The organism is Blastopirellula marina (assembly GCF_002967765.1).
GTDB classification, from domain to species: Bacteria; Planctomycetota; Planctomycetia; order Pirellulales; family Pirellulaceae; genus Bremerella; species Bremerella marina_A.
In genome coordinates, this window is sequence record NZ_PUHY01000010.1 from 98,689 (window position 1) to 121,184 (window position 22,496).

Below are 22,496 nucleotides of genomic sequence, written 5' to 3' on the forward strand. Positions count from 1 at the left end.
CCTGGGCTTCTTCTTACTGAACACTGAAAACTTCAAACGAACCTCAGTTCCCCATCAATTCCTGCTGCAGGAATTCATAGACCAAAGCGGTCATGAAGGCGCGTTGTTTGTTGTCGGCGGCGCCGGCGTGGCCTCCTTCGATGTTCTCGTAGTACAGCACGCCGTGTCCCATCTTCTTCATCCGGGCGACCATCTTCCGGGCGTGGCCTGGGTGAACGCGGTCGTCACGGGTGCTGGTAGTGAACAAGGTCGGAGGGTACTTCACCTCCTTTTTCACCAGGTGATAAGGCGAGAACGTTTGGATGAACTTCCACTGCTCTGGGTCGTCTGGGTTGCCGTATTCCCCCATCCAACTAGCCCCGGCCAGCAGCGTGTGGAACCGTTTCATGTCCAGCAGCGGCACCTGGCTGACGACGGCGCCGAACAAGTCAGGTCGCAAGACCAGCATGTTGCCGGTCAGCAAACCGCCGTTACTTCCCCCCATCACCCCGAGATGCGGGGTACTGGTCACCTTACGCTTGATCAGGTCTTCGCCGACGGCAATAAAGTCTTCGTACGCCTTGTGACGGTTCTCCTTCAGGGCAGCTTGGTGCCACTTCGGGCCGAACTCGCCACCGCCGCGGATGTTGGCCACGACAAAGACGCCTCCCTTGCTGAGCCAAGCGGTACCGGTCGTCGCCGAGTAGTTCGGCGTCAGCGCGATTTCAAAACCGCCGTAGCCATAGAGCAGGGTGGCATTCGATCCGTCCAGCTTCAGGTCTTTGTGTGAAACCTGGAAGTAAGGGATCTTGGTACCATCCTTCGAGGTCGCTTCGAACTGCTCGACTTGCAGATCGGACGCATCGAAGAACTCCGGCAGCGACTTCAGCTTTTCGATCTCTGGATCGCCGGCCGTCCCAAGGTACAGCGTGGTTGGGGTGATGTAATCGGTCACGGTCAGGAAGAACTCATCCGATTCCTCTTCGTCGACGGCACCGACTGAGACTTTGCCAAACTCTGGCACGCCGGGCAGCGGCTCTTGTTTCCAAGTGCCATCTTCGTTTGGCGTCCACAGATAGATCTTGTTGCGAACGTTATCCAGTTCGTTGACCAGCATAAAGTTCTTAGTCGAACTGTAACCGGCCAGCGACTTCCGATCGGTCGGCTCGAACAACACCGAGAACTTTCGTTCCCCTTTCATATAGGCATCGAAGTTGCCAACCATCAACGTACCGGGCTCGTACGTCTTGCCACCAACTTCCCATTCGCTGCGTGGCTGAATGAAGATCCAATCGCGATGGACGTTCACCTCGGCGTCGTCAGGTTTTTCAATCTCGGTCAGCTTGCCATCTTCTACCAGGTAGAGCTTGCCGGTCCAGAAGGTAATATTCCGGCTGACGAATTCACGTTCGTAACCTGGCGTGTCGTCGTAGGTGCCACCGACGCTCACATCGGTTTCTTCCCCTTCGAAGATGGTCTTTGCTTCTGAAAGTGGCGTGCCGCGCTTCCACTCTTTGACGATCCGTGGATAGCCCGAATCGGTGAGCGAGCCTTCGCCGAAATTGGTTCCGACGATTAAGGTGTCTTTGTTTTTCCAGGAAATGCGGCTCTTCGCTTCAGGTAGCTCGAAGCCATCTTTCACAAATGTGCGGGTCTCCATATCGAATTCCCGTTTCACGTCGGCATCGGCACCACCACGCGAAAGGCTGACCATTGCGTGCTTATACTCAGGCCGCAAAATCGAAACACCATGCCAAACCCAGTTTTCCCCTTCTTCTTTGGCCAGGGCGTCGACGTCGATGATGACGTCCCACTCCGGGTTTTCCTTCTTGTATTCCTCTGGAGAAGTACGACGCCACAAACCACGTGGATGCTCGCCATCTTGCCAGAAGTTGTAGTAGTAAGGGCCTCGCTTGACGACGAACGGGATACGTTCATTCGAGTCCAAGATCTTCAGGATCTGGTCATTCAGCTTCTGGAAGTCTTCCGTCTTGGTCAGCGCGGCGACGCTTTCTGCGTTCTGCTCTTTAACCCAGTCGAGGGCTTTTTCTCCGGTGACTTCTTCTAGCCAGATGTTGGGATCGTCGGACGGTGTTTCGGCGGCTGACTGAGCCATGACCAGGTTTCCTCCCTGAGACAACAAAATCGAAATCAAACCGACAAATAGCAAGGCGGTCTTTTGCATCGTTTGCTCCGTTATGCGAGTTCGCTCCGCTTAAGAAAGCAGCTTCTTTCGCGGGCACTTAGCGTTGCGTTCTATCGTACGTGGCACGTCGGGGCTGTGACAACCTGGGGGAATTGGCTCAATTTTATCCATTTCACGGTTCCCCGCCGACGCTGGGGGTGTCTGAATGTGGGGGACATTTTCTAAAATGCCTTATTCGTACGAAAACTAAGCCAAACGAATTGAGAGATCTGTGGCCCGAGTAGTCTTAGCCATGTCCGGCGGCGTCGATAGCAGTGTTGCCGCCCAATTGTTGAAGCGTGATGGACACGACGTCATCGGGGTGTTCATGCGGCACGGGGAAGAATCGCCGATCGCTCACTGTGCGCTGGATGCCCCTGGCGGCGGCACGGCCCTGCAAATCCTCAACGAGCGAGCCGACCACAAGCAAGGTTGCTGCAGCGCATCCGACGCGGCCGATGCGCGGCGTGTGGCCGATCGGATGGATATACCGTTCTACGCGCTGAACTTGCAGCAAGAGTTTGGTCAGATCATGGAGTACTTCGCCGACGAGTACATCCGCGGCCGTACCCCGAATCCCTGCGTGATGTGCAACAATTGGATCAAGTTCGGCAAGCTGTTCGATTACGCGGACAGCGTCGGGGCCGAATTCGTCGCGACAGGGCACTATGCGAAACTGTTACCGAGCGACGAAGACCATGGCGTGCCAAAGCTGGTTCGGGGTATCGATCCAGGCAAGGACCAAACCTACGTGCTGTTTGGTATCCAGCGCGAATACCTCAAGCGGATGCTTCTGCCAGTCGGCGACTTCCATAAAGACGAAATCCGCGCGATGGCAGGCGAAACGGGCTTGCGCGTGGCCGATAAGAAAGACAGCCAAGAGATCTGCTTCGTGACCTCCGGCAAGCATGATCAGTTCGTCAAGCAGCGACGACCCGACGCCCAAACCTCTGGCGACTTCGTCCTGACGGATGGTACCGTCGTCGGTCAACACGACGGCATCGAGCGTTTCACGATCGGCCAGCGGAAAGGCCTCGGCATTGCCTTGGGCGAACCACACTATGTCACCAGGATCGATCCGATTAGCAACAGCGTCGTGCTGGGCAAGATCGAAGAACTGGGCCGCGCCGAGCTAACCGCGAACCGCTGTAACTGGCTGATCGAGCCAACCAGCGACACATTCCGCTGCGACGCGATGATCCGCTACAACAGCCCCGCTTTGCCGGCGACGGTAACGGTACTTACCGAAAACCGCATCGCGGTCACCTTCGACCAGCCACGCAATGGCGTAGCGCCCGGACAAGCCGTGGTCTGCTACGACGGCGACACGGTCCTGGGTGGCGGGTGGATCGAGTAGATCACCCTCTCTCCGCTGCCTGCCAGGCACAGCCTGACTTACCAGGATTGGTCAGGCCGCGGCAAAAAAGTCGAAACTTTCGTTTGGTGTGTGAAACACTTCTATGGTATACATGTGTTCACACAAAAAGCCAAGCCGGTCAGGCCTTTGGATCCACCTGACCAGCACGCGGCTGTGCAAGAAATCGTAGGGAGTGTCTCGACACATCAAACTCTGTCCAAACGCCCACAAGTAACAAATCGCGTGGTAGCGTAGTCGCCCTGCGTTGAAGGTACGCGCTCGCTTTGTACGAGTCTTGGCAAGTCGTTTCAGCGAACTCAGGGGCGCCAAGACGGCACCCTACGCGATGACACAACAATCACCCTCACCACAAAACGGATCGAACAATGCACGCACTGACCATCACCGCCGACCACTGGCAAGCTGCTTTGGAAGTCCCCAAGCAAATCGCCCTCGACCTGACCGCGCCACTCAACCTGCGGCTGCAAGCTTCACGGATGGTGCAAACAATGCTCAAGGTGCTGCTGAAAGACGAAAAGGACCGCGTCGAGCTCAAGCAACGGTCGGAAAAGATCGCCCCACCTAAAGTCAAAACGCCCGTTACCGCGTCAGCACCACCAACGTCCGAAGAACCGTCAGACGTAGAGCACGATATCGCCTCCCCCCTCGATTCAACGCACCAAGAATATGTCCACGAAGACATGGACATAACCCCCGAGGAAGTACCATCCGAAACACGAACACGCTACATCGGCCGCATCGGCCCAAGAAAATTTCGCGGCAAAAAGCGGAAGTGACGCGGCCACAATCCCGTAGGTCAGGCACTGCCTGACAAGCCCCGGGTACACGCATCGCCACCCAGGAAGATACCAACCGCCACACGCGCAATCGCGCTGCACAACCACACGCCGCTTCGTGTCAGGCACAGCCTGACCTACAACTGACCTATTACTTGGGAAACTTATCGTGAACGATCACGTCCTCCAGCGATAACTGCCCTGGTTTGCCCCAGGCGCCTTGTTTCGCTTTGCCGACTACGATCATCATGCCGAGGATGTGGTCGTCGGGCAGGTTGATGATTTCGGCGACTTTGTCTGGATCGTAGCCGACCAGGGCGCCGGTGTCGTACCCCATGTCCTTGGCGGCCAGCATGATGGTTTGGGCGGCAATGCCCATTGAACGCATCGCTTCATCGCGTTGGAGTTGCGGCTTCTTGTCGTAAAGACCAAAGAGCATCTTCACCAGCTTCTCGGCGACTTCCGGTGGGCTGTTCTTCCAGTAGCGATCTGGCTCCTTGCCATGAGCTTCCAGATCAGCCGTCAGCACGATGAGCAGCGACGCGTCGGCAACCTGGGCTTGGTTGTAAGCCGCGGCGCGAAGTTGCTCTCTGGTTTCCTTATCCCGAACCAATACGAACCGCCAGTGCTGAATATTGAACGAAGTCGGCGACTGGATGGCCGCTTCCATCAGCTTGTTGATTTCGTCGTCGGTCAGTTCGTGGTCAGGGTGGTAATGCTTGATCGACCGGCGGCCGTAAATGGCGTCGAAGGTTTCCATGCCGTTATTTCCGCGTTAGATTTCAATCGTCTGGTGGATTTGATTCGTCTTCCATTGTGGCCCGAAAGGATTTTTTTCACCAGACACCTCCACAAAACGATCGTGGGAAGTTTTGCCGATTTCTGTTAAAAAGCAGCAAGCGAAATCCCTCGCCGGTAAGCAGTTATGAAATCCTCGTCGGACGAAAACCCATATCAGTCTCCCAGCGAAGCGGAGGAAGCCGAACTTTCGCCAGACACGATCCTGGAACGGGCCAGTCTGGCTTGGGTATTTCCGATGATCGGGTTCTTGCTGTTCGTGGGAGCAGGCTACCTTTCCCAGTTCAAGATCGTTTTCCTCTTAGCGGTCATCCTGTTGCTAGTCACGCTCGTTTTCTGGCTCGCAGGTTTCGCAATGACTACTTACGGAATTGTCGTTTCGCGTGATTACCCACATGCGTTCGGCCACGCGATCCTCGGGGGTATTTGCGGCTTAATACTGACAAGCGTAATACTGCTGGGCATGATCGGTTATTGGTCCACGGTTTAATCCTCGATGACATTTCAACGTCTCTCTAATCCATTTCTAAAATCACTCTCCACCGCATGATGCAACCCAACGAAGACAACCCATACCTTTCGCCGGCGGAAACCAACACGCCCCAAGTTGCCCGCGAGGTTATCTTGCGGCGGGTCGCGCTCGCGTGGCAGTTTCCGTTGATCGGCGTGCTGTTGGGGGTGGCCGGCATAGCGATCTCGGCCTTGCCGATCGCAACGTCGCTGAGCGTCCTGGTGCTGATGATGATTATGCTTTGCTGGGTATTCGGAATCACGATGTTCGCTTACGGCTTGATCATGGCCCGCGGTTACGAAGGGGTATGGCCACATCTGCTGGGCGGCCTCACCGCGAATATGTTCCTGACCGGGATCTTGTGTTCTGGCGTGGCCTATCTGTTTCTCAATGTCCCGAGCCCAGTCCCGGCGGCCAGGCCGTTGCCAACCGTGGAAGCAGCAGCCTGGCCGGATAACGAGTAAACCAACTATGGACGCCTCAGAAAAAGACAATCCGTTCGGATCTCCCCAAACCGCCGAGGTAACCGACATCACGCGGGAGTCGGTGATGCGGTACGGTCGGGTTGGCTGGATGGTTCCATTGATCGGCGTGGCAAGCTGTTTTCAATGGTTATTCATGACCGGAGTTCGCCTGAACTTTGTGTTCCTGGTCGGAGTTTTGGTCGTTTGCGGTGTCAGTCTCTTCTTTGGCATTCGCTGCACGATTTATGCCTTCGTACTGCGGGAATACAATCCACCGGTGAGCAAGCACATCCGCTGGGCAGTGATGGCGAACCTTTTCCTCGGAGTTGTTACGATTGCCGCTTTGACCGGACTCTGCTTGATCGAATGGCCCGTCATCGACTATTGGAATCTCTGAAGTGGATCGGATGAACGATCAGTTCGACGACAATCCGTACCGATCTCCGGCTGCGCCCTGCAAGCCGGAGGGCTCTCAACCCTCGGTATCGGAAGAGAAGAGTCACAGTGTTATACGTGCGGCCCGTCTTGCCTGGCAGTTGCCTACGCTTGGCGCGGCGTGTTACTTCGCTGCTATCGCACTTTTGCTGTTCGGTCCGAGAGTCGCTACCTTCGGCGTGCCGTTGCTAGTTGCCACCTTGTTCTGCCTACTTTTGGGGCTCGCATATGCGATTTATGCCGCCAGTTGGAACAAACAGATTCCTGAAGCGGGCACCCATGCAGGTTTCGGAATGGGGGTGATTGTCCTGCTTTTTTTCCTGATGCTCCTCGGCTGCGCTGGGATCGCTGAACTTGCCGTGACCGACCTATGATCGCCTTCTTAAAGCGATCGAAGACACCTTTCCATGGAATCGATTAGTAAAGACAGTCCGTTTCAATCTCCTTGCGAGACTCGAGCCTCGACTCAGCCGACAAACGCCCTTAATTCATCGTCCGCATGGGCGAGCCTTATCCCGATCATGGCGATGTCCGCGTGGGGCATGCCGCTGATCGCGGAAGGCCTCTTGCTGGTTGTCTTTGTAAATAGGGTTTCTGACCAATCGTTGCTACCTTCGCCCGAAACGCAGACAGCCTTGGGCCGGGGTACGATCATCTTCTTGGTTGGGGGCGTGTTCGCAACGATGCTCGGTCTTAAGGCGTTAAAACGCATCCCCAATGTCGGTTACCATTTGATCGCAGGAAGCATCTCGATCTCGCTAGTCATATCCACCATTGCCGCGATCGGAATGTGGATTCACTTTTTTGCGCTTCAATTGCTGAAGTAAGCTGTTTTAGCGAATCACTTCATGAAGGAAACATCCAACCCGTTCGAGTCTCCGGCAGAACTTCGCTCGCAGGCAGAAGGCCCAGAAAGAGAGACCGAATCGGAGAAAGAAGAGCCCCAGGCCGCCGCTCCAGAGGAAACGGGCTTCGGTCTTGGTTCTCTGGCGTGGATTTTTCCCCTTGCTGCGTGGGTTCCTTTGCTGGGAATCGTCCTTCTCGCGACACCTGGACTTCACAACGTCGTCTTTTTGTTCGGAATTCTGCTCTGCTTTGGAGGTGGCGTGCTGTTCACGCTCTTCAACATCATCGTCTCGAAGTCAAATCCCACTGCGCGGCGTAATGCCCTGTATGGCTTGACCTTCAATGGCCTGTTAATCTTTCTGGTGATCGTTGCCTGTGCTGGCATCGGAGCAAGCCGTTAACAAGCGGGCCCCACTATCGCTCCTCCAGGAAGCAGAATCATCAGCTTGATCCGAGACGACAATCCGTTCGAATCTCCCTCAACGCCAAGCGATGGCGGATTGATTGAGGTTGAAGCAGCACGTCACATCTGGCTTGCCTGGGCGTTGCCGTTGGCAAGCGGTACGCTGTTCGCTAGCGCGTTCTACCTTCCGTCAAGCTTTGCCGGAACGCCGTTGTTTTTGGTTCTCTTTGGGATCTCGCTGCTGTTGATGATCGCCGGAGTGGTCATGACAATTCATGCGATTTTTGTCCGCAAGCAGTGGTCGATCGCCTGGCCCCATCTGCTTGCCGGCATCCTTCTTAACGGCTTGGTTTTCGCGGCCGATGCATTCTTCATCTACATACTGATTTCGCTGATCCTGTTCTTTAGCAGCTTCTCTTGAATCGCGATAGGAAGCTACTACTTGGGCGGATCGTCTTTCCCATACCGTCCTTTGAATTTATCCGCCGGATACTTGGCGACGTTCTTCTTCATCTTCTCGCGCATCAGAGTTGCCACGTCGAAACCCATTTCGTTGCAAAGCGCCATGGCATAGCAGATCACGTCTGCGATTTCTTCACCGATGGCAGCTCGCTTGTCGGCCTCGATGTCAGAACGCGAGGCCTCGACGGTGATCCACTGGAAATGTTCCATCAGTTCCGCCGCTTCCACGGCCAAGGCCATGCTGATGTTCTTGGGGGCGTGGAACTGATGCCAGTCTCGTTCGGCGACAAAGTGCGCGACCATTTCGCGCAGTTGCCCGACGGGCGTTTGCAGATCGTCAGAAATCGCGTCGATGCGTTGGGCTAAGCTTTGCGGATCGCTGGTCATGCGAATCTCCCTCAGACATTCGATTCCGCGTTGTGCCAACGTAGCACAGGCGGCGTGCGTGTCATGATTGGAGATATTGCCGTCCAGTTCAACCGGTAACTACCACTGTGTGGCAGGTTCGGCTTCTTCTTCACCGTTTGTTGCTGGCAAGCCAAGCAGACGGCAAGCAAAGATCGGCGAAAGACCTGAGTCGACGGCCGCGACCTCGTCAGTTGGCCCTTCAGTAACCGGCTTCTGGGCAACTTGTGGTTGGGCGATCGGCTCTAGCATCGATGCCTGCTCGATGGTTTCCTCGTTTTCGTCGAACACGCGGGCAAAGACTGAATTGCCTGATTTCGGTTTACCTGCAGACGAACCGTCGTCTTGCGTTACAGGGGCAACCGGAGCAGCTTGCGTGAACCGCGATCCACCTTGGGAAGTGGGCGATTGAGGCTGAGCGGCTGGAGCACTCGAGTAGCGGGATGGTCGATTTTGAGGTGTCGAGAGTGCTTCTTCGTGGCTAACAACGCGCGAATCTGGCCCAATCGTTACGCGGGGATTCGACCAATCGACTGGCTGTGCATTCGCCGCTTTAGCAGCCACATCAAGAGGACTTTCTGGCGCATTCCCGCCTGGCTGGCGAGGCCCAACTTCAGGCGACGGAGCAGGGGAGTAGTTCGGTGGGCTGACCTGATCAATGGGAGGGAGGCGACGTAATTGATCGTCGCGGCGAACGTTCCCTTGATCGACCAGCGTGGGCGTCGGAGGATTGGCAACGGACCAGCGCGACTCGCCGGTGTACTGCCCCCAAACCGGGGAGATCGTAGCCAGGGTCGAGGCCGTCAGGACCAAACCGGCGAACATTTTCGAGAGACCGGGCACCCGGTTTCGGATGTTGCTGTTGTACTGTGCCATGTCGCTACCACGCTAAAAGGCTAAGAAACTCACCGCGCACGCCTCGCTAATCTGGCGTCGTTCTGCTTCATCGTCAGAATCGCGCAAGGAAGTTTAACGATTGTAGGAGTCGCACTCTGTGATAGCAGAATTTCCTTGACTAATTTATTTGTTCCAAGCCATAATTATTTAGGAAGGCTAACTAAACACCACTCGCGAGTACGGTATGCAGTACGATTTCCAAGCCAGCACGGGCTATTGGATCACACTTACGGCTCACCAATACCAACAACGGGTGGATAGCGAGCTGCGCCCCTTCGGTATCACGTTTCGTCAGTTTCAAGTGTTAGCCTGGCTGAAATATGACGGGTCGTTAACGCAGAGCGAACTCGCTCGACGCATGCTCATCGAACCACCCACACTCGCTGGCATCATGACTCGCATGGAGACCTTGCATTGGATCCAACGGGTTAGTTGCTCCTTCGATCGCCGCAAGAAGTACCTCGAAGTCGGACCTGCCGCCGAACCGGTTTGGAAAAAGATTGTCGCGGTTTTAAACAAAATACGTCAGGAAGCCGTTCAGGGGCTAACGCCTCATGAAGTCGATCAGCTTCACGCACTCCTCGGTCGCGTTCTGCAAAACCTCGGCGGAACGTCATCAACGCCTACCTCCTCAGAAGTCGCTACACACCAATCATGAATACGACTTTCCCTCTCCATATTTCGACATCTTTGCTGCTCTCGTTGGCGATCGGTTCGTCACTGCTCGCCCAAGGCAAAGCACCTCCACCGGCTCCGGTTCGTACCGCAACCGTCGAGCAGAAGGAGATCGCCACCCGCAAGCCGTTCGTCGGAACGGTTCGACCGACGCAGCAAGCAATTCTTGGTAGCGCGGTCGATGGTCGCGTGATCGAGTTCAACTACGAAGAAGGCGATCGCGTCGAGAACGGAGCTGCGATTGCCCAATTGCTAACCCACACGATCAATCTGCAGTGGGAAGCCGCCAAAGCGGAACTGAATGTTCGTAAAGCCGAGCTGGAAGAGATGGAGAACGGGACCCGGCCGGAAGAGATCGAGCAAATGAAAGCCCGCATGCTCGCAGCCGAAGCTCGGATGCGTTATCTCGAACTACGTCGTAAGCGAGCCGAGGACTTGTACGCCAACCAGAAGGTTACCTCGGCCGAAGTGCGTGACGAAGCGGTCTCGGCCGCGGATGCCGCCAAGCAGGCGTTCCTGGAAGCGAAAGCGGCTTACGACTTGTCGGTCGCTGGACCGCGTGCGGAACAAATCGCCCAAGCCAAGGCGCGCGTCGCCATGCAGCAGGCCATCGCCGACGAACTGGAAGATCGGATTAAGAAGTACACGATCCGTACGCGTTTCGATGGATATATCGTGAAGAAGTCGACGGAGGTTGGTGCCTGGGCGAGTTCTGGTGGACCGATTGCCGAGGTCGCCCATCTCGATTCGGTCGATGTCGTGGCCAACGTTCCGGAACAAGATATTCCTTACGTTCAGCTAGGCGAAGAGGTCACCGTGGAAGTCTTCGCTTACAAGGGACATCCCTTCAGCGGAAAGGTGTTCTCGATCAATCCTTCCGCAGATGTCCGGGCTCGAACCTTTCCTGTCAAAATTCGAATCAAGAACGAACTGGTCGACGGCAAACCCATGCTCAAATCGGGCATGATGGGGAATGTCCTGCTACAAGCTGGCCAGCAGAAAGTGGCCAAGTTAGTTCCTAAAGATGCGATCGTTCTGGGTGGCCCAGCACCAATGCTATACACCGTGGCTAAGTCGGCCGACGGCCTGACCGCGAAACCAGTTACGGTTCAGCTGGGTGAAGCAGACGGTGGCTTGATCGAGGTCCTTGGTGAGATCCAGCCAGGCGATCAGGTGGTGACGCGTGGTAACGAGCGTCTTCGCCCAGGCCAGCCCATTTCGATTATCCCCACGACTGAGAACCAAACCGCCGGCAGCTAACCGCGTCGATTCCCGCACTCAACTCTCCCGCCTCAAGCTTGTCCCATGATTAACTTCTTCCTCAATAATCCGGTCAAAGTCGCCGTTGGCGTGTTGCTGGTTGCGTTGTTCGGAACCGTCGCATTGTTCCAGATGCCGATGCAGCTGACGCCAGAGGTGCAAACGCCCACGATCACCATCGAGACAGCCTGGCCTGGCGCCAGCCCTCAAGAGATCGAACAAGAAATCGTCGTCGAACAGGAAGAGCAGCTGAAGAGTGTGGAAGGAATTCGGAAGATGACTTCCGAAAGCACCGACTCGAAAGCAACCATCACACTCGAATTCCTGGTCGGGACGAATATGGAAGAGGCACTGTTGAAGGTCAACAGCCGCCTTGCTCAAGTTCCGAACTATCCAGAAGACGCCGACCAACCGGTGATCACCACGGCCAACTCTTCCGATCGCCCCATCGCCTGGTTTGTACTTGGTCCGCGCAAGCCATCTAAGGAGCAATTCGACGAGTTCCGCAGTAAGCACCCTGAGTTTACCGCGGAACTGGACGAGATCGAATTCTCACCCAACGTGGGCGTCCAGATGCTTCGCTTGCGCAATGCGGCCGAAGCCCATCCAGAGTTCGCGGAACTTGCTCCGCCGGCGAGTCTCGACGTGATGACGATGAAACGATTCGCTGAGGACGAGATCGAGGCTCGATTCGAGCGAGTGAAAGGAGTTTCGCAGTCGAACGTGATTGGCGGCTTGGAGGACGAAATCCAAGTGGTCGTCCATCCCGAACGACTTGCGGCTCGGCAGTTAACCATCAACGATGTCCGTCGCGTGCTATCTGGCCAAAATGAAGACACGTCCGCTGGTGACTTCTGGGAAGGTAAACGCCGTTGGGTTGTGCGAACGCTGGGTCAGTTTCGCTCGACGGAACAAGTGGAAAATCAACTGCTGGCCGTTCGCGAAGGAGTGCCCGTTTACGTTCGCGATATTGGGGAAGTGCGTCACGGTTACAAGAAACCAAACGGCATCATGCGTCGATTTGGTGAGTCGAGCATCGGGATTAACTGTGTCCGCGAAACCAATGCCAACGTGCTTGATGTGATGGACGGATTACAGCAAGTTCGTGAGGAACTTGATAACGGCCTGCTGAAGTCGAAAGGCCTGCAACTCGTCCAGGTGTACGACGAAACCGATTACATCTATTCGTCGGTCGATCTGGTGCAGCAAAACATTTTCATCGGTGGTGCGTTGACCGTTTGCGTGCTGATGCTGTTCTTGCATCTCGGGGCACGGACATTGTTCCTCATTCCAGCGGCCATGGCGTTGGCGATTGGCTCGGCAACGGTTAACGGCTGGTTGTTCTTGCCTTGCCTGATATTGCTGCTGACCGCTGGGTTCTGGTTTGCTCGTGGTGCGTTGGTGGTCGCCTTGGCGATTCCAACCAGTATCGTGGGGACATTCCTCGTGTTGGGGATTCTCGGTCGATCACTGAATGTGATCAGCCTGGCGGGCTTGGCGTTCGCCGTCGGGATGCTGGTCGATAACGCCGTCGTTGTGCTGGAGAACATCTATCGCTATTACCAGATGGGAGATTCCCCACTAAAAGCGGCATCGAAGGGGACCAGTGAAGTTTGGGGGGCCGTGTTCGCTTCGACGGCAACCACCGTCGCCGTGTTTCTACCAATCGTGTTCATTCAAGAAGAAGCGGGGCAGTTGTTTAGAGACATTGCCTTGGCTATTAGTGCGGCCGTCGCGCTTTCGTTGGTCGTATCGATGTCGGTGATTCCGACAGCTGCCTCGCGCCTTTTTCATCGCAATCGCAAAGGAGCTCCGGAGAAAAACGGGCATATCTCGTCCCCGGTTACCGAAAAGGGCTCCCACGCCACATCGCCTGCTGCGATTTCTGGAATTGAGGGAAGCATCAACAAGCTGGGCGAAAAGACAATCGACTGGGTCGTCGGTTTGAATCGGTGGCTAATGCAAACCACGCTTCGCCGCGTGGGCGTGATCACGCTGATCTTGGTGGCAACCGGACTGACCAGTTGGGCCCTCTGGCCAAAAGTCGAATACTTGCCGACCGGCAATCGCAACTTGGTGTTCGGAATTTTGCTTCCTCCGCCAGGCTACAATATCGACCAGTTGATGGCGATGGGCGAACAAGTCGAAGAAGATTTGCGACCCTACTGGGACGTCGATCCCACCGACCCTAAAGTCCTGAACGCCGAGTTTCCGCCGATCAGCGATTTCTTCTTTGTGGCTCGGGGGCGCCAGGTGTTTATGGGCTTGCGTACCTACGATGATCAACGCGCCGGCGAATTGGTAAACTTGGTGCAACGTGTCGGATCGAAGTTGCCAGGCACCTTCGCCGTTGCGAAACAATCAAGCTTGTTCGAACAAGGTTTGACCGCTGGGCGAACAATTGACGTCGAGATCACCGGTCCCGACCTGGAAACGCTGGTTGGGATTGGACGCTCCGTATTCGGTGCCTCGAAAGGTGCCTTGCCTGAAAACACTCAAGCTCGTCCGGTTCCCAGCTTGGACCTTTCCAGCCCGGAAGTTCATATCGAACCGAAGCTGGTTCAAGCTGCCGAAATGGGCGTCAGCAGTGCCGACCTTGGCTATACGGCCAATGCCCTGATCGATGGTGCTTATGCCGGTGACTATTTCCTGAATGGAAAGAAGATCGACCTCACGATCATTGGCGAGACGCAGTTCGCCGACTCGACACAAAAAATCGGCACGTTACCGATCGCAACCCCAGGGGGCGAACTGATTCCACTGGAGGCCGTGGCCGACGTCACTCTGACCAGCGGTCCGGAACAAGTGAATCACCGCGAACGCATGCGATCGATCACGATTGAGGTCTCACCGCCACGCGAAATGGCGCTGGAAGACGCCATGAATAAGATCTCGGCGATTCTCGTCAACTTGAAAGAGCAGGGGGCGATTCCCGATGGATACCGCGTGGCTCTTTCCGGCACGGCCGACAAGCTGCAAGATACCTGGATGTCGCTTCGGCTGAACGTGCTGTTGGCGTTACTGATCACGTACCTCTTAATGGCCGCGTTGTTTGAATCTTGGATTTATCCATTCGTGATCATCCTCAGCGTGCCGCTGGGTGCCGTCGGCGGAGTGATGGCGTTGTCGCTGTTGAACCTGTTCGTTCTGCAGCCACTCGATGTGCTGACAATGCTAGGCTTCGTGATCTTGATCGGTACCGTTGTGAACAACCCGATCCTGATCGTTCACCAGGCGCTCAATTACATGCGTGAAGATGGCCTCTCGCTGCAAGATGCCGTGCTCGAAAGCGTGCGTTCACGAATTCGACCGATTTTCATGACCACGATGACCACCGTGCTGGGACTGATGCCGTTGGTGCTTTTCCCAGGCTCTGGGAGCGAACTGTATCGCGGACTGGGAAGCGTGGTGCTGGGTGGTTTGTTGGTTTCGACCTTCCTGACCTTGGTGTTGGTCCCCAGCTTATTCAGCCTGACCGTTGAAACGTTCGATCGCTTGTTTGGTCGGTTCTACGAGGATGACGAAGAAACGCACCTTCCGCCGAAGGCCGTTGAACCGGTTCCTCAAGCCGAGCCCGAATACGCCACCGCTCCGGGTGGTAACCCATTCACGGAAAACTAGTTCAGCGGGAACCGAGTGCCTGATTCCTTGCCGCGAACCCTGGTTTTGCGGCGTAGGAAGTTGAGGTTAAACTAGAGATCTAGTGCAACGCCGTTTTCCTTCTCAGGTATTATCGATGTCGAACAAGCTACGACGATTCTGGATCGTTTTGTCCCTGCTCGTCCTCCCGATGCTGGCCTCGCCGGCATTTGCCCAAGACGAAAAGAAGGAAGAGGAAGAAGGCAAGAGCTGGGTTCTAAACTACATCACCGTCGTGCTATTGGTCGGTGCGGGTGTCGCCGTCGTGGGGATGGGCACCAATCGCGAGAACGAAGAAATGCGGAAGAAGGAACGCCAGGAAGCGAAAGAGAAGGAAGAGCGACTCAAAAAGCTGGAACAAGGTTAACAGCCTGTTAGTTCCAGGCTCCGTGCTATGCTCGATTCCGGCAATCGGCCGCATGACTCCCAATGCGGCCTAATGAGTTCAGAGGCGTGAATCAGGCCGAATTACGTGGCCGCTACCGCCTGGTTCGATGTTCGAGCAAAGGCTCCTACTAAGCGAATGACTTTGCGTCCAACGACGTCTTGCGTCTCGCAACCTGCCGCAGCCTCGCAAACCTCTCCCGCCATCGTGGCTAGTTCTTCATAGCCATACACATCGCAACAGCGATAAATGAAGTGGCTCAGGCGTCCCACTTCGGCCATGTTTCCAGAGCTAACCGCTTCGACCAGGCTGTCCAAGCGAGGCGATAACCCTTCGAGAAAGGCTTGCACCCGTACACTATTGAAGGCAAGCCGTTGGTTCAGTTTCCGCAGATCGGGAAGTTTGTTTTCGGTAGCATTCATGGCAAGGACCTCGCGTAGGCATGAGAGGGGGTCGCAGAATCAAAGTCTGCGGATGACTTCATTAAGCGAGATCGGCAGAAGCGATGATCGTTGATGCCTGGCTTTGCCACCACCGCGGAAAAAGCTAGCAATTCGCGGCGAGGCTAACGGTTATGCCGCTTGTCGGGGCGCCTGCGCAACCGCGACGGGAACGACCGCTGCGGCAAGGTTTTGCTGGCCAAGCTTTTCCAAGACCGCGTGCGTCAGACGATTCCGCATCGCGCTGGACCACTGGCCTCGTCCATGCTCGAGCGAAGCGAGATACTCGCGGACCAAGCGACGTAGGCGTGCCTGCTGATAACCGATCGCCTGATCTGAGGCAGCAATGCTGGCAGACAAATTCGCTCTTTGTTGTGCGATTTCAGTTAGTTCGCGAACCGCTTGGTTGACGATTCGGTCCTTCCGGGAGAAACTGGTGACCCAAGCTAAAAGCCGACGCATCGCACGATTCCTTTTTTCCTTCTGCCTTGTCGAGTCCATGACGTGACATCGCCGTAATAAGGGAATCGAACGGAGCTGGGCCAGGACAGCAGATTCCTGCTAAGGAAACGCTTTCTGCCAACTAGCGAAAGCTTGCCAGATGTTAAGAAAATGAATAAAGAGGGTGGCTGGAAACGGTCGATACCATTGTCAAACTCAGCGAATTTGGAATAATCATTCCAATCACTGAGGTTCTCCTCTTTTAAGGCGCCGTGGCCAAGTGGCTAAGGCAGCGGATTGCAAATCCGCCATCGCCGGTTCGAATCCGGCCGGCGCCTCTTTCTTTCATTTTCTCACACCGGGAGGCTCTCTCCCGGTCGGATCCTCGGGCGTGTCTGGTACCGAGGTGCATTTCTGTCAAGATTTTCGTACATTTTTCATTGTGCTCATTCTTGCGCCAGATTAATTTTCAGTTTTTTCCTATACACCCTTCTGCGGCATTTACGCAAGCTGCGAAGGTCCAGGCGAAAAATGAGCCGACTTGGACTAGGCTTAAAGGGGAAACCCCCTGCGGGAGTGCCGCAAGCGGATTGCCGTAAGTGTTTGGAAATTCCGTGTTTTTTGGGCTCCGGATTCCGGATACTAAGACCATTGCGGGTGTCCGCCCTAGCAATTTTCATGGGTTAAGTTAACCTATCTCTAGTGGGTGGTATGCTTTGTCAGCCATAACACCACGGGGGTAGTCGAGTCATGTGCAAGGATTTTTTCGTCATTACCGCGATGGCACCGACTCGGAATGATAGATGGGCAAAATCAACAACAACAAATTGGACAAGTGCCGTATCGCCTGCATCCGCCGGCCAGTAGATGCAACAACCACGGAACCTAATTGCCAACCGATTGGGAACTCGTGCCTAGGGAAATGCTTCCAAGACTTCGTGATGCGGACCTAACGAGATGATGTGGAGTAATTGATGGCTATTCGACTGTTAGTTGCGGATGACCATGAAGTTGTCCGATTCGGACTAAGAACTCTTGTCGCCGATAGCGATATCGAAATTGTGGGAGAAGCCGCCACCGGTGACTCCGCGATATCAATGGTCGATGAAGTCAAACCGGACGTGGTACTGCTGGATATTCGCATGCCTGATGGAGACGGCCTGACTACCCTGGGTCGCCTCAAACTCGATCACCCCAATTTGGCGATCCTCGTCCTTTCGACCTACGACAACCCGACCTACGTGGCTCGCGCCGTCGCTTTGGGCGCTGCCGGTTACGTCTTGAAGGGAGACCCCAAGGATCGTTTGCTGGACGCAATCCGCACCGCACACCGTGGTGAAAACGCTTGGACCCGCGATGAACTTCGTCGTGTGACGGGTGCTCTGGCAACCCCACGCCTGAACGCCGACGTCGAAGTGCCTCTCACCCAGCGTGAAAGCGAAGTCCTTCGCCAATTGGCGCTTGGATTGACCAACAAAGAAATCGCCCAAGCTTTGCATATCAGCTACGAGACGGTCAAAGAACACGTCCAGCACATTCTTCGCAAAGTTGGCGTTTCCGATCGTACCCAGGCAGCCGTCTGGGCGGTACGCAAAGGCCTTGTGTAACGATATCGGGCGATTTCAACTCGACTAATGTCTAACTCGTTCAGGCGACGTGGGTAATTGCACGTCGCCTGATAACATTTACGATGGGTGGCTCCTACCTTTCTTCTGCCCGAAAGAGCCACCATGACCAAGCCTACCGATATCGTCGTCCGCGAAGTTCTGCCTTCGACGGAAACCATTCAGTATCGCTCTCCGATGAAATTTGGCGGGCGAGTCGTCACGGATGTCACGCTTTTTAACGTCGACGTCACCGTCGAGACGCGTGACGGAAAAGTCGGTAAAGGCTTCGGCTCGATGACGATGGGCAACGTCTGGGGATGGCCATCGCAGAAGGTCGAGAGCGGCGAGACACTGGCCTCGCTTGTGGAAGTCGCCAACCGCTTTGCCGGCCGAGCAGCCACCTTGTCGGAAGCCGCTCACCCGCTGCAACATGCCCGTTCGCTGCACGGTCCATTGCTGGAAATTGGCAAGCAGGTCGAGGCAGATCGCTCGCTGCCTGAGGCCATTCCAATGTTGGCTTTACTGGTCGCCGCCAGTCCGATTGATGCTGCGATCCACGATGCATATGGCAAGGCCCTGGGCCTGAACAGCTACAATACGTTGGGCGCCGAGTACATCAATGAAGATCTGAGCAGCTTCCTGAACGCCGACTTCCAGGGAGAGTACCTCGATCACTATACTTCGCGCGAGCCACAAGCAAAAATGCCGCTTTATCACCTGGTTGGCGCGCTCGATCCTCTGGACGATAGCGAACTGGAATCCCCCGTCGGAGATGGCCTCCCAGAGACATTGGCCGATTGGATTTTGGCCGATGGGCTCTCTCACCTGAAAATCAAGCTGAACGGTGACGACCTGGCCTGGGATGTTGCGCGTGTGGCGAAGATTGACTCCGTTTCGAGCAATGTCCAAGCAGGGCGAGGCCTCGATGCCTGGTACTATTCGCTCGACTTCAACGAGAAGTGCGCCAGCGTTGACTATGTGCTCGAGTTCCTGGCCAAGTTGAAAGAGACCAGCCCCAACGCGCTCGATCGAGTGCAATATATCGAGCAGCCAACACATCGCGACCTGAAGAAGCATCCCGAAAACAAGATGCACGCGGCCGCGAAAATCAAGCCGGTCGTGATCGACGAATCGCTGATCGACCTGGAAAGCCTTTTCCTGGCTCGTGAGCAAGGTTACAGTGGCGTTGCCCTCAAAGCCTGTAAGGGACACTCGGAAGCACTCTTAATGGGTGCTGCGGCGCAGAAGTACGGTCTGTTTCTATGTGTGCAGGACCTGACTTGCCCCGGAGCATCGTTCCTACATTCAGCCAGCCTGGCAGCCAGAATTCCAACGATCGCGGCGATCGAAGGAAATGGCCGACAATATTGTCCGGCCGGAAACGAAGCTTGGCGCAAGCAATTTCCGTCGATGTTTGAGATCACCGACGGAACTGTCGGGACCGGCGTGTTAACCGGTCCCGGGCTAGGCTTTTAGATCGCTTGGCTCAAACCAATTAGAACTGGCGAGGACCGCCGGTTACTGGCGTCGCAGCCTGGCGATAGAACGTTTCGTAGTGAACGTCGTACGGCAGGTTCGATTCGTGAGCCGAGTAGCGGTACATCATGGGCACTGCGTTCGCGGTCGGACGCAAGTTGCTGATACCGTACCATTGCTGCGAGAACAAGCGAGCACGACGAGCAGCTGCCGTCAGCTCAGCACGACGACGTCGAGCCAAAGCAGGGTCGTCGTAGCGACGCATCTCTTGAAGGTAGAACCACATCTCTGGAGTGGCGTTCCCCAGCGAAGGGATCTCGTCCACCGAAACGGGCTTGTTGGCCGTTGTCTCGTTGTTGTCGACAACCTTCATTTCTTGGGCGTTGACCTGAGTGGTCATGGCAACGATGGCCAAAACAAAAGTGAAGGGGATCAGCTTGGTCATTCTGTATCTACTCCAGGATGATGGTTGTCGTCGCAATCTTGGGTACAGATTGGGTCACTCTGGATCGGCAACCGGACATACTACGTCTCTAAGAGTCGGCCAAAATTGGTGCGAAAGATCGGCAAATTCAGAATTTCCAGGCACAGAAATAAGAGCCTGCCCGCAAGCTTCAACCAGCTTTCCTACATCGCCAGGCACGCCGCGATAGCACTGCATTCAGCGGCATCTTAATGAGCACGCAGCGATCGAGTTCGCTAGCAACAATCCGCTTCAACCGCTGTTAAGAAGCACCCTTTTTAGGACGCGGGATCTTTCCGCCGCCGCGCGTTCGACGCCCCTTCTTACGGCCTCGCCCACCTTCTTTCGTATCGACGTCGCTCTTCTTTTTACCGATCTGATCTTCCATTTTGGTAATCCGATCGCGAATCGCGGCGGCTCGCTCAAACTCGAGATTCTCGGCCGCATCCAGCATTTCCTGCTGCAGCTCCGAAATGTACTCCTTGGTGATAATCTCCGAATCGTCCGTTCGCCCGACCGCTTCGTTGGCTTTGCGATGAGCGTCTGCTTCCGATTCGATACCGCGGCGGATGTTCTTTTTAATTGTCTCCGGCGTGATGCCGTGCTCTTCGTTGTACGCCTGTTGGATTTCACGTCGGCGAGCGGTTTCGTCGATGGCGCTTTGCATTGCGGCGGTCACGCGATCGGCATACATGATCACCTTGGCATTCACGTTACGTGCCGAACGTCCAATCGTTTGAATTAACGAAGTCTCACTCCGTAAGAAGCCTTCTTTGTCGGCATCCAAAATCGCGACCAGCGACACTTCGGGAAGGTCTAAACCTTCTCGCAACAGGTTCACCCCGACCAGACAATCGAACTTTCCTTCACGCAGATCACGTAAAAGCTCGACTCGCTCGAACGCGTCGAGCTCGCTGTGCAGCCACTTACAGGGCACACCTTGCTCGTTGAAATAATGCGAGAGATCTTCGGCCAAACGCTTGGTGAGCGTCGTAACCAAGGTTCGATCACCGGCCGCCACGCGGGCCTTAATTTCTTCCAGCAAATGGGGGACTTGGCCTCTTGCGGGGCAGACTTCCACCACCGGATCAAGCAGCCCAGTCGGACGAATGATCTGTTCGACCACTTCGCCGGTGGTCTTTTCCAGTTCGTAATTGGACGGGGTCGCCGAGACGAAGACGGTTTGATTGAGGATATTCTCCCATTCCTCGAACTTCAGCGGACGGTTATCCAAGGCACTGGGAAGGCGGAAACCATGCTCAACGAGATTCATCTTCCGACTGCGGTCGCCGTGATACATCGCCGAGATCTGTGAAACGGTCACATGCGATTCGTCAACGAACAGCAAGAAGTCTTTCGGGAAGAAGTCGTACAACGTGCTCGGGGGCGCTCCTCGCGGACGTCCTGACAGAGGCTGGCTGTAGTTCTCGATGCCAGGGCAGAAACCGACTTCCTGCATCATTTCGAGGTCGAAACGGGTCCGGGCGTTCAATCGCTGGGCTTCCAGTAGCTTGCCGGCTTGTTTCAGTTCTTCCAAGCGCCCGTTTAACTCGGCTCGGATGTTCTTTACGGCCTTCTCAATTCGCTCTTCCGGCATCACAAAGTGCTTAGCCGGGTAGATGAACAGTTGATCTTGCTGGGCAATGATCTCGCCGGTGGTCGGGTTGATGATCGCTAGTTGTTCAACCTCATCTCCCCACAACTCAATGCGATAAGCGAACTCTTCGTAGGAAGGCCAGATCTCCAGACAATCGCCTCGAACGCGAAACTTCGAGCGTTCGAAGGAGATATCGTTACGTTCGTACAAGATGTCGACCAACCTCGACAAGATATCGTCCCGGTCGACGATTTGCCCCTTGGTGATGCTGACCATCATCTTCTTGTAGTCGTCTGGCGAACCCAAGCCATAGATACTGGAAACGCTAGCAACAATAATTACATCACGACGGCTGACCAGAGCGCTGGTTGAAGCAAGCCGGAGACGATCGATCTCGTCGTTAATCGAGGCGTCTTTCTCGATATAGATGTCACGCTGCGGAATGTAGGCTTCCGGCTGGTAATAGTCGTAATAGCTGACGAAGTAGTGGACGGCGTTGTTGGGGAAGAAGTCTTTGAATTCCGAGTACAGCTGAGCCGCAAGCGTTTTGTTGTGCGAAATGACCAGAGTAGGGCGCTGCAGATTCTGAATGACGTTCGCCATGGTGAACGTCTTACCCGAACCAGTCACCCCGAGCAGACACTGGTGTGGCTTGCCCTCTTTGATGCCCTGAGTCAACGCTTCGATCGCGGCAGGCTGGTCGCCGGCCGGCTTGAATGCGGACGCTAGCTGAAATTCCACTACGTCTCCCTTATCAGCCTGTTGAAGTTCTCAGATCGGCTACGTAATTGAGATTGGGGCGATTGCGGCGTTGTGACTTCCTCGACATATCTAGTGGATATGCCTGCGGACTCACGCCTTGCCCTCGCCCCAATCTTAATGACTCGCTAACGAAGCAGAAAATCAACAGACTGTTATCTCTGTTCGTGGCGGCTTCCTGCCCGGGGCCAAGCCCCAGGCAGAATCTTTCCATT

23 protein-coding genes and 1 tRNA gene are annotated in these 22,496 nt (G+C 55.3%); 16 read left to right on the forward strand and 8 right to left on the reverse strand.

Features of this window, described 5'->3' with window-relative positions; translation table 11 throughout:
• Window positions 1-43: 43 nt before the first annotated feature.
• A complete protein-coding gene (locus C5Y83_RS11385; protein WP_105329857.1) occupies window positions 44-2,164 on the reverse strand; it encodes a prolyl oligopeptidase family serine peptidase in 2,121 nt (706 codons plus the stop codon).
• Window positions 2,165-2,396: 232 nt separating this feature from the next.
• On the opposite strand from C5Y83_RS11385, the gene mnmA reads away from it, so the two are divergent.
• Together mnmA and C5Y83_RS11395 are read left to right on the forward strand one after the other, a co-directional pair.
• Window positions 2,397-3,521, forward strand: a complete 1,125-nt coding sequence (gene mnmA, locus C5Y83_RS11390; RefSeq protein ID WP_105329859.1) for a tRNA 2-thiouridine(34) synthase MnmA — start codon at window positions 2,397-2,399, stop codon at window positions 3,519-3,521.
• A 386-nt stretch (window positions 3,522-3,907) separates the two neighbouring features.
• On the forward strand, window positions 3,908-4,318 hold the full coding sequence (locus tag C5Y83_RS11395) for a hypothetical protein (RefSeq protein ID WP_105329862.1): 411 nt from the start codon (window positions 3,908-3,910) through the stop codon (window positions 4,316-4,318).
• Window positions 4,319-4,469: 151 nt separating this feature from the next.
• Here the strand turns inward: C5Y83_RS11395 and C5Y83_RS11400 are convergent, their stop codons facing one another.
• Window positions 4,470-5,078, reverse strand: coding sequence for a nitroreductase family protein (locus C5Y83_RS11400; RefSeq protein ID WP_105329864.1), 609 nt, complete (start codon window positions 5,076-5,078; stop codon window positions 4,470-4,472).
• A gap of 165 nt (window positions 5,079-5,243) precedes the next feature.
• On the opposite strand from C5Y83_RS11400, the gene C5Y83_RS11405 reads away from it, so the two are divergent.
• From C5Y83_RS11405 to C5Y83_RS11435, 7 genes are read left to right on the forward strand one after another with little or no spacing between them, the layout of a single operon-like run.
• Window positions 5,244-5,606, forward strand: a complete 363-nt coding sequence (locus C5Y83_RS11405; RefSeq protein WP_105329867.1) for a hypothetical protein — start codon at window positions 5,244-5,246, stop codon at window positions 5,604-5,606.
• Between the two features lie 56 nt (window positions 5,607-5,662).
• Window positions 5,663-6,091 (forward strand): hypothetical protein, encoded by a 429-nt coding sequence (locus tag C5Y83_RS11410; protein ID WP_105329869.1) that lies wholly within the window; start codon window positions 5,663-5,665, stop codon window positions 6,089-6,091.
• Window positions 6,092-6,098: 7 nt separating this feature from the next.
• Window positions 6,099-6,488, forward strand: coding sequence for a hypothetical protein (locus C5Y83_RS11415; protein WP_105329872.1), 390 nt, complete (start codon window positions 6,099-6,101; stop codon window positions 6,486-6,488).
• A 10-nt stretch (window positions 6,489-6,498) separates the two neighbouring features.
• Complete coding sequence (locus C5Y83_RS11420; RefSeq protein WP_146117745.1) at window positions 6,499-6,900, forward strand: hypothetical protein; 402 nt, start codon at window positions 6,499-6,501, stop codon at window positions 6,898-6,900.
• 33 nt (window positions 6,901-6,933) lie between these two features.
• Window positions 6,934-7,353 carry a hypothetical protein gene (locus C5Y83_RS11425; protein WP_105329876.1) on the forward strand — a complete coding sequence of 140 codons (420 nt, stop codon included), beginning with the start codon at window positions 6,934-6,936 and terminating at the stop codon, window positions 7,351-7,353.
• A 21-nt stretch (window positions 7,354-7,374) separates the two neighbouring features.
• A complete protein-coding gene (locus C5Y83_RS11430) occupies window positions 7,375-7,773 on the forward strand; it encodes a hypothetical protein (RefSeq protein ID WP_105329877.1) in 399 nt (132 codons plus the stop codon).
• A gap of 45 nt (window positions 7,774-7,818) precedes the next feature.
• Window positions 7,819-8,196, forward strand: coding sequence for a hypothetical protein (locus tag C5Y83_RS11435; RefSeq protein ID WP_105329878.1), 378 nt, complete (start codon window positions 7,819-7,821; stop codon window positions 8,194-8,196).
• A gap of 17 nt (window positions 8,197-8,213) precedes the next feature.
• Here C5Y83_RS11435 and C5Y83_RS11440 read toward each other — a convergent pair whose 3' ends face one another.
• Together C5Y83_RS11440 and C5Y83_RS11445 are read right to left on the reverse strand one after the other, a co-directional pair.
• Window positions 8,214-8,624, reverse strand: a complete 411-nt coding sequence (locus C5Y83_RS11440; protein WP_105329879.1) for a nucleotide pyrophosphohydrolase — start codon at window positions 8,622-8,624, stop codon at window positions 8,214-8,216.
• A 99-nt stretch (window positions 8,625-8,723) separates the two neighbouring features.
• Entirely contained in the window at window positions 8,724-9,518 is a 795-nt protein-coding gene (locus tag C5Y83_RS11445; protein ID WP_146117746.1) for a hypothetical protein, read from the reverse strand.
• Window positions 9,519-9,723: 205 nt separating this feature from the next.
• Here C5Y83_RS11445 and C5Y83_RS11450 point away from each other — a divergent pair, with 205 nt between their 5' ends.
• From C5Y83_RS11450 to C5Y83_RS11465, 4 genes are all read left to right on the forward strand, one after another.
• On the forward strand, window positions 9,724-10,197 hold the full coding sequence (locus tag C5Y83_RS11450) for a MarR family winged helix-turn-helix transcriptional regulator (RefSeq protein ID WP_105329881.1): 474 nt from the start codon (window positions 9,724-9,726) through the stop codon (window positions 10,195-10,197).
• Window positions 10,194-11,474 (forward strand): efflux RND transporter periplasmic adaptor subunit, encoded by a 1,281-nt coding sequence (locus C5Y83_RS11455; RefSeq protein WP_105329882.1) that lies wholly within the window; start codon window positions 10,194-10,196, stop codon window positions 11,472-11,474. The genes C5Y83_RS11450 and C5Y83_RS11455 overlap by 4 nt, the downstream gene beginning before the upstream one ends.
• 45 nt (window positions 11,475-11,519) lie before the next feature.
• Complete coding sequence (locus tag C5Y83_RS11460; protein ID WP_105329883.1) at window positions 11,520-15,095, forward strand: efflux RND transporter permease subunit; 3,576 nt, start codon at window positions 11,520-11,522, stop codon at window positions 15,093-15,095.
• A 115-nt stretch (window positions 15,096-15,210) separates the two neighbouring features.
• The gene (locus C5Y83_RS11465) at window positions 15,211-15,480 is read left to right on the forward strand and encodes a hypothetical protein (protein WP_146117747.1); all 270 of its coding nucleotides are present in this window, start codon (window positions 15,211-15,213) and stop codon (window positions 15,478-15,480) included.
• Between the two features lie 101 nt (window positions 15,481-15,581).
• Here the strand turns inward: C5Y83_RS11465 and C5Y83_RS11470 are convergent, their stop codons facing one another.
• Together C5Y83_RS11470 and C5Y83_RS11475 are read right to left on the reverse strand one after the other, a co-directional pair.
• Window positions 15,582-15,920, reverse strand: a complete 339-nt coding sequence (locus C5Y83_RS11470) for a hypothetical protein (protein ID WP_105329885.1) — start codon at window positions 15,918-15,920, stop codon at window positions 15,582-15,584.
• A 150-nt stretch (window positions 15,921-16,070) separates the two neighbouring features.
• A complete protein-coding gene (locus tag C5Y83_RS11475; RefSeq protein WP_105329886.1) occupies window positions 16,071-16,400 on the reverse strand; it encodes a hypothetical protein in 330 nt (109 codons plus the stop codon).
• Window positions 16,401-16,645: 245 nt separating this feature from the next.
• Here C5Y83_RS11475 and C5Y83_RS11480 point away from each other — a divergent pair.
• The 3 genes from C5Y83_RS11480 to C5Y83_RS11490 all read left to right on the forward strand — a co-directional run bounded on the left by C5Y83_RS11480 (window position 16,646) and on the right by C5Y83_RS11490 (window position 19,462).
• Window positions 16,646-16,717 (forward strand) — tRNA-Cys (locus tag C5Y83_RS11480).
• A 636-nt stretch (window positions 16,718-17,353) separates the two neighbouring features.
• The gene (locus tag C5Y83_RS11485; RefSeq protein WP_105329887.1) at window positions 17,354-17,986 is read left to right on the forward strand and encodes a response regulator; all 633 of its coding nucleotides are present in this window, start codon (window positions 17,354-17,356) and stop codon (window positions 17,984-17,986) included.
• A gap of 123 nt (window positions 17,987-18,109) precedes the next feature.
• Window positions 18,110-19,462, forward strand: a complete 1,353-nt coding sequence (locus C5Y83_RS11490; RefSeq protein ID WP_105329888.1) for a mandelate racemase/muconate lactonizing enzyme family protein — start codon at window positions 18,110-18,112, stop codon at window positions 19,460-19,462.
• A 19-nt stretch (window positions 19,463-19,481) separates the two neighbouring features.
• Here C5Y83_RS11490 and C5Y83_RS11495 read toward each other — a convergent pair whose 3' ends face one another.
• Window positions 19,482-19,907 (reverse strand): hypothetical protein, encoded by a 426-nt coding sequence (locus C5Y83_RS11495; RefSeq protein WP_105329889.1) that lies wholly within the window; start codon window positions 19,905-19,907, stop codon window positions 19,482-19,484.
• 280 nt (window positions 19,908-20,187) lie between these two features.
• Window positions 20,188-22,263: an excinuclease ABC subunit UvrB gene (gene uvrB, locus C5Y83_RS11500; RefSeq protein ID WP_105329890.1), complete on the reverse strand. Its 2,076-nt coding sequence runs from the start codon at window positions 22,261-22,263 to the stop codon at window positions 20,188-20,190.
• Window positions 22,264-22,496 lie beyond the last annotated feature (233 nt).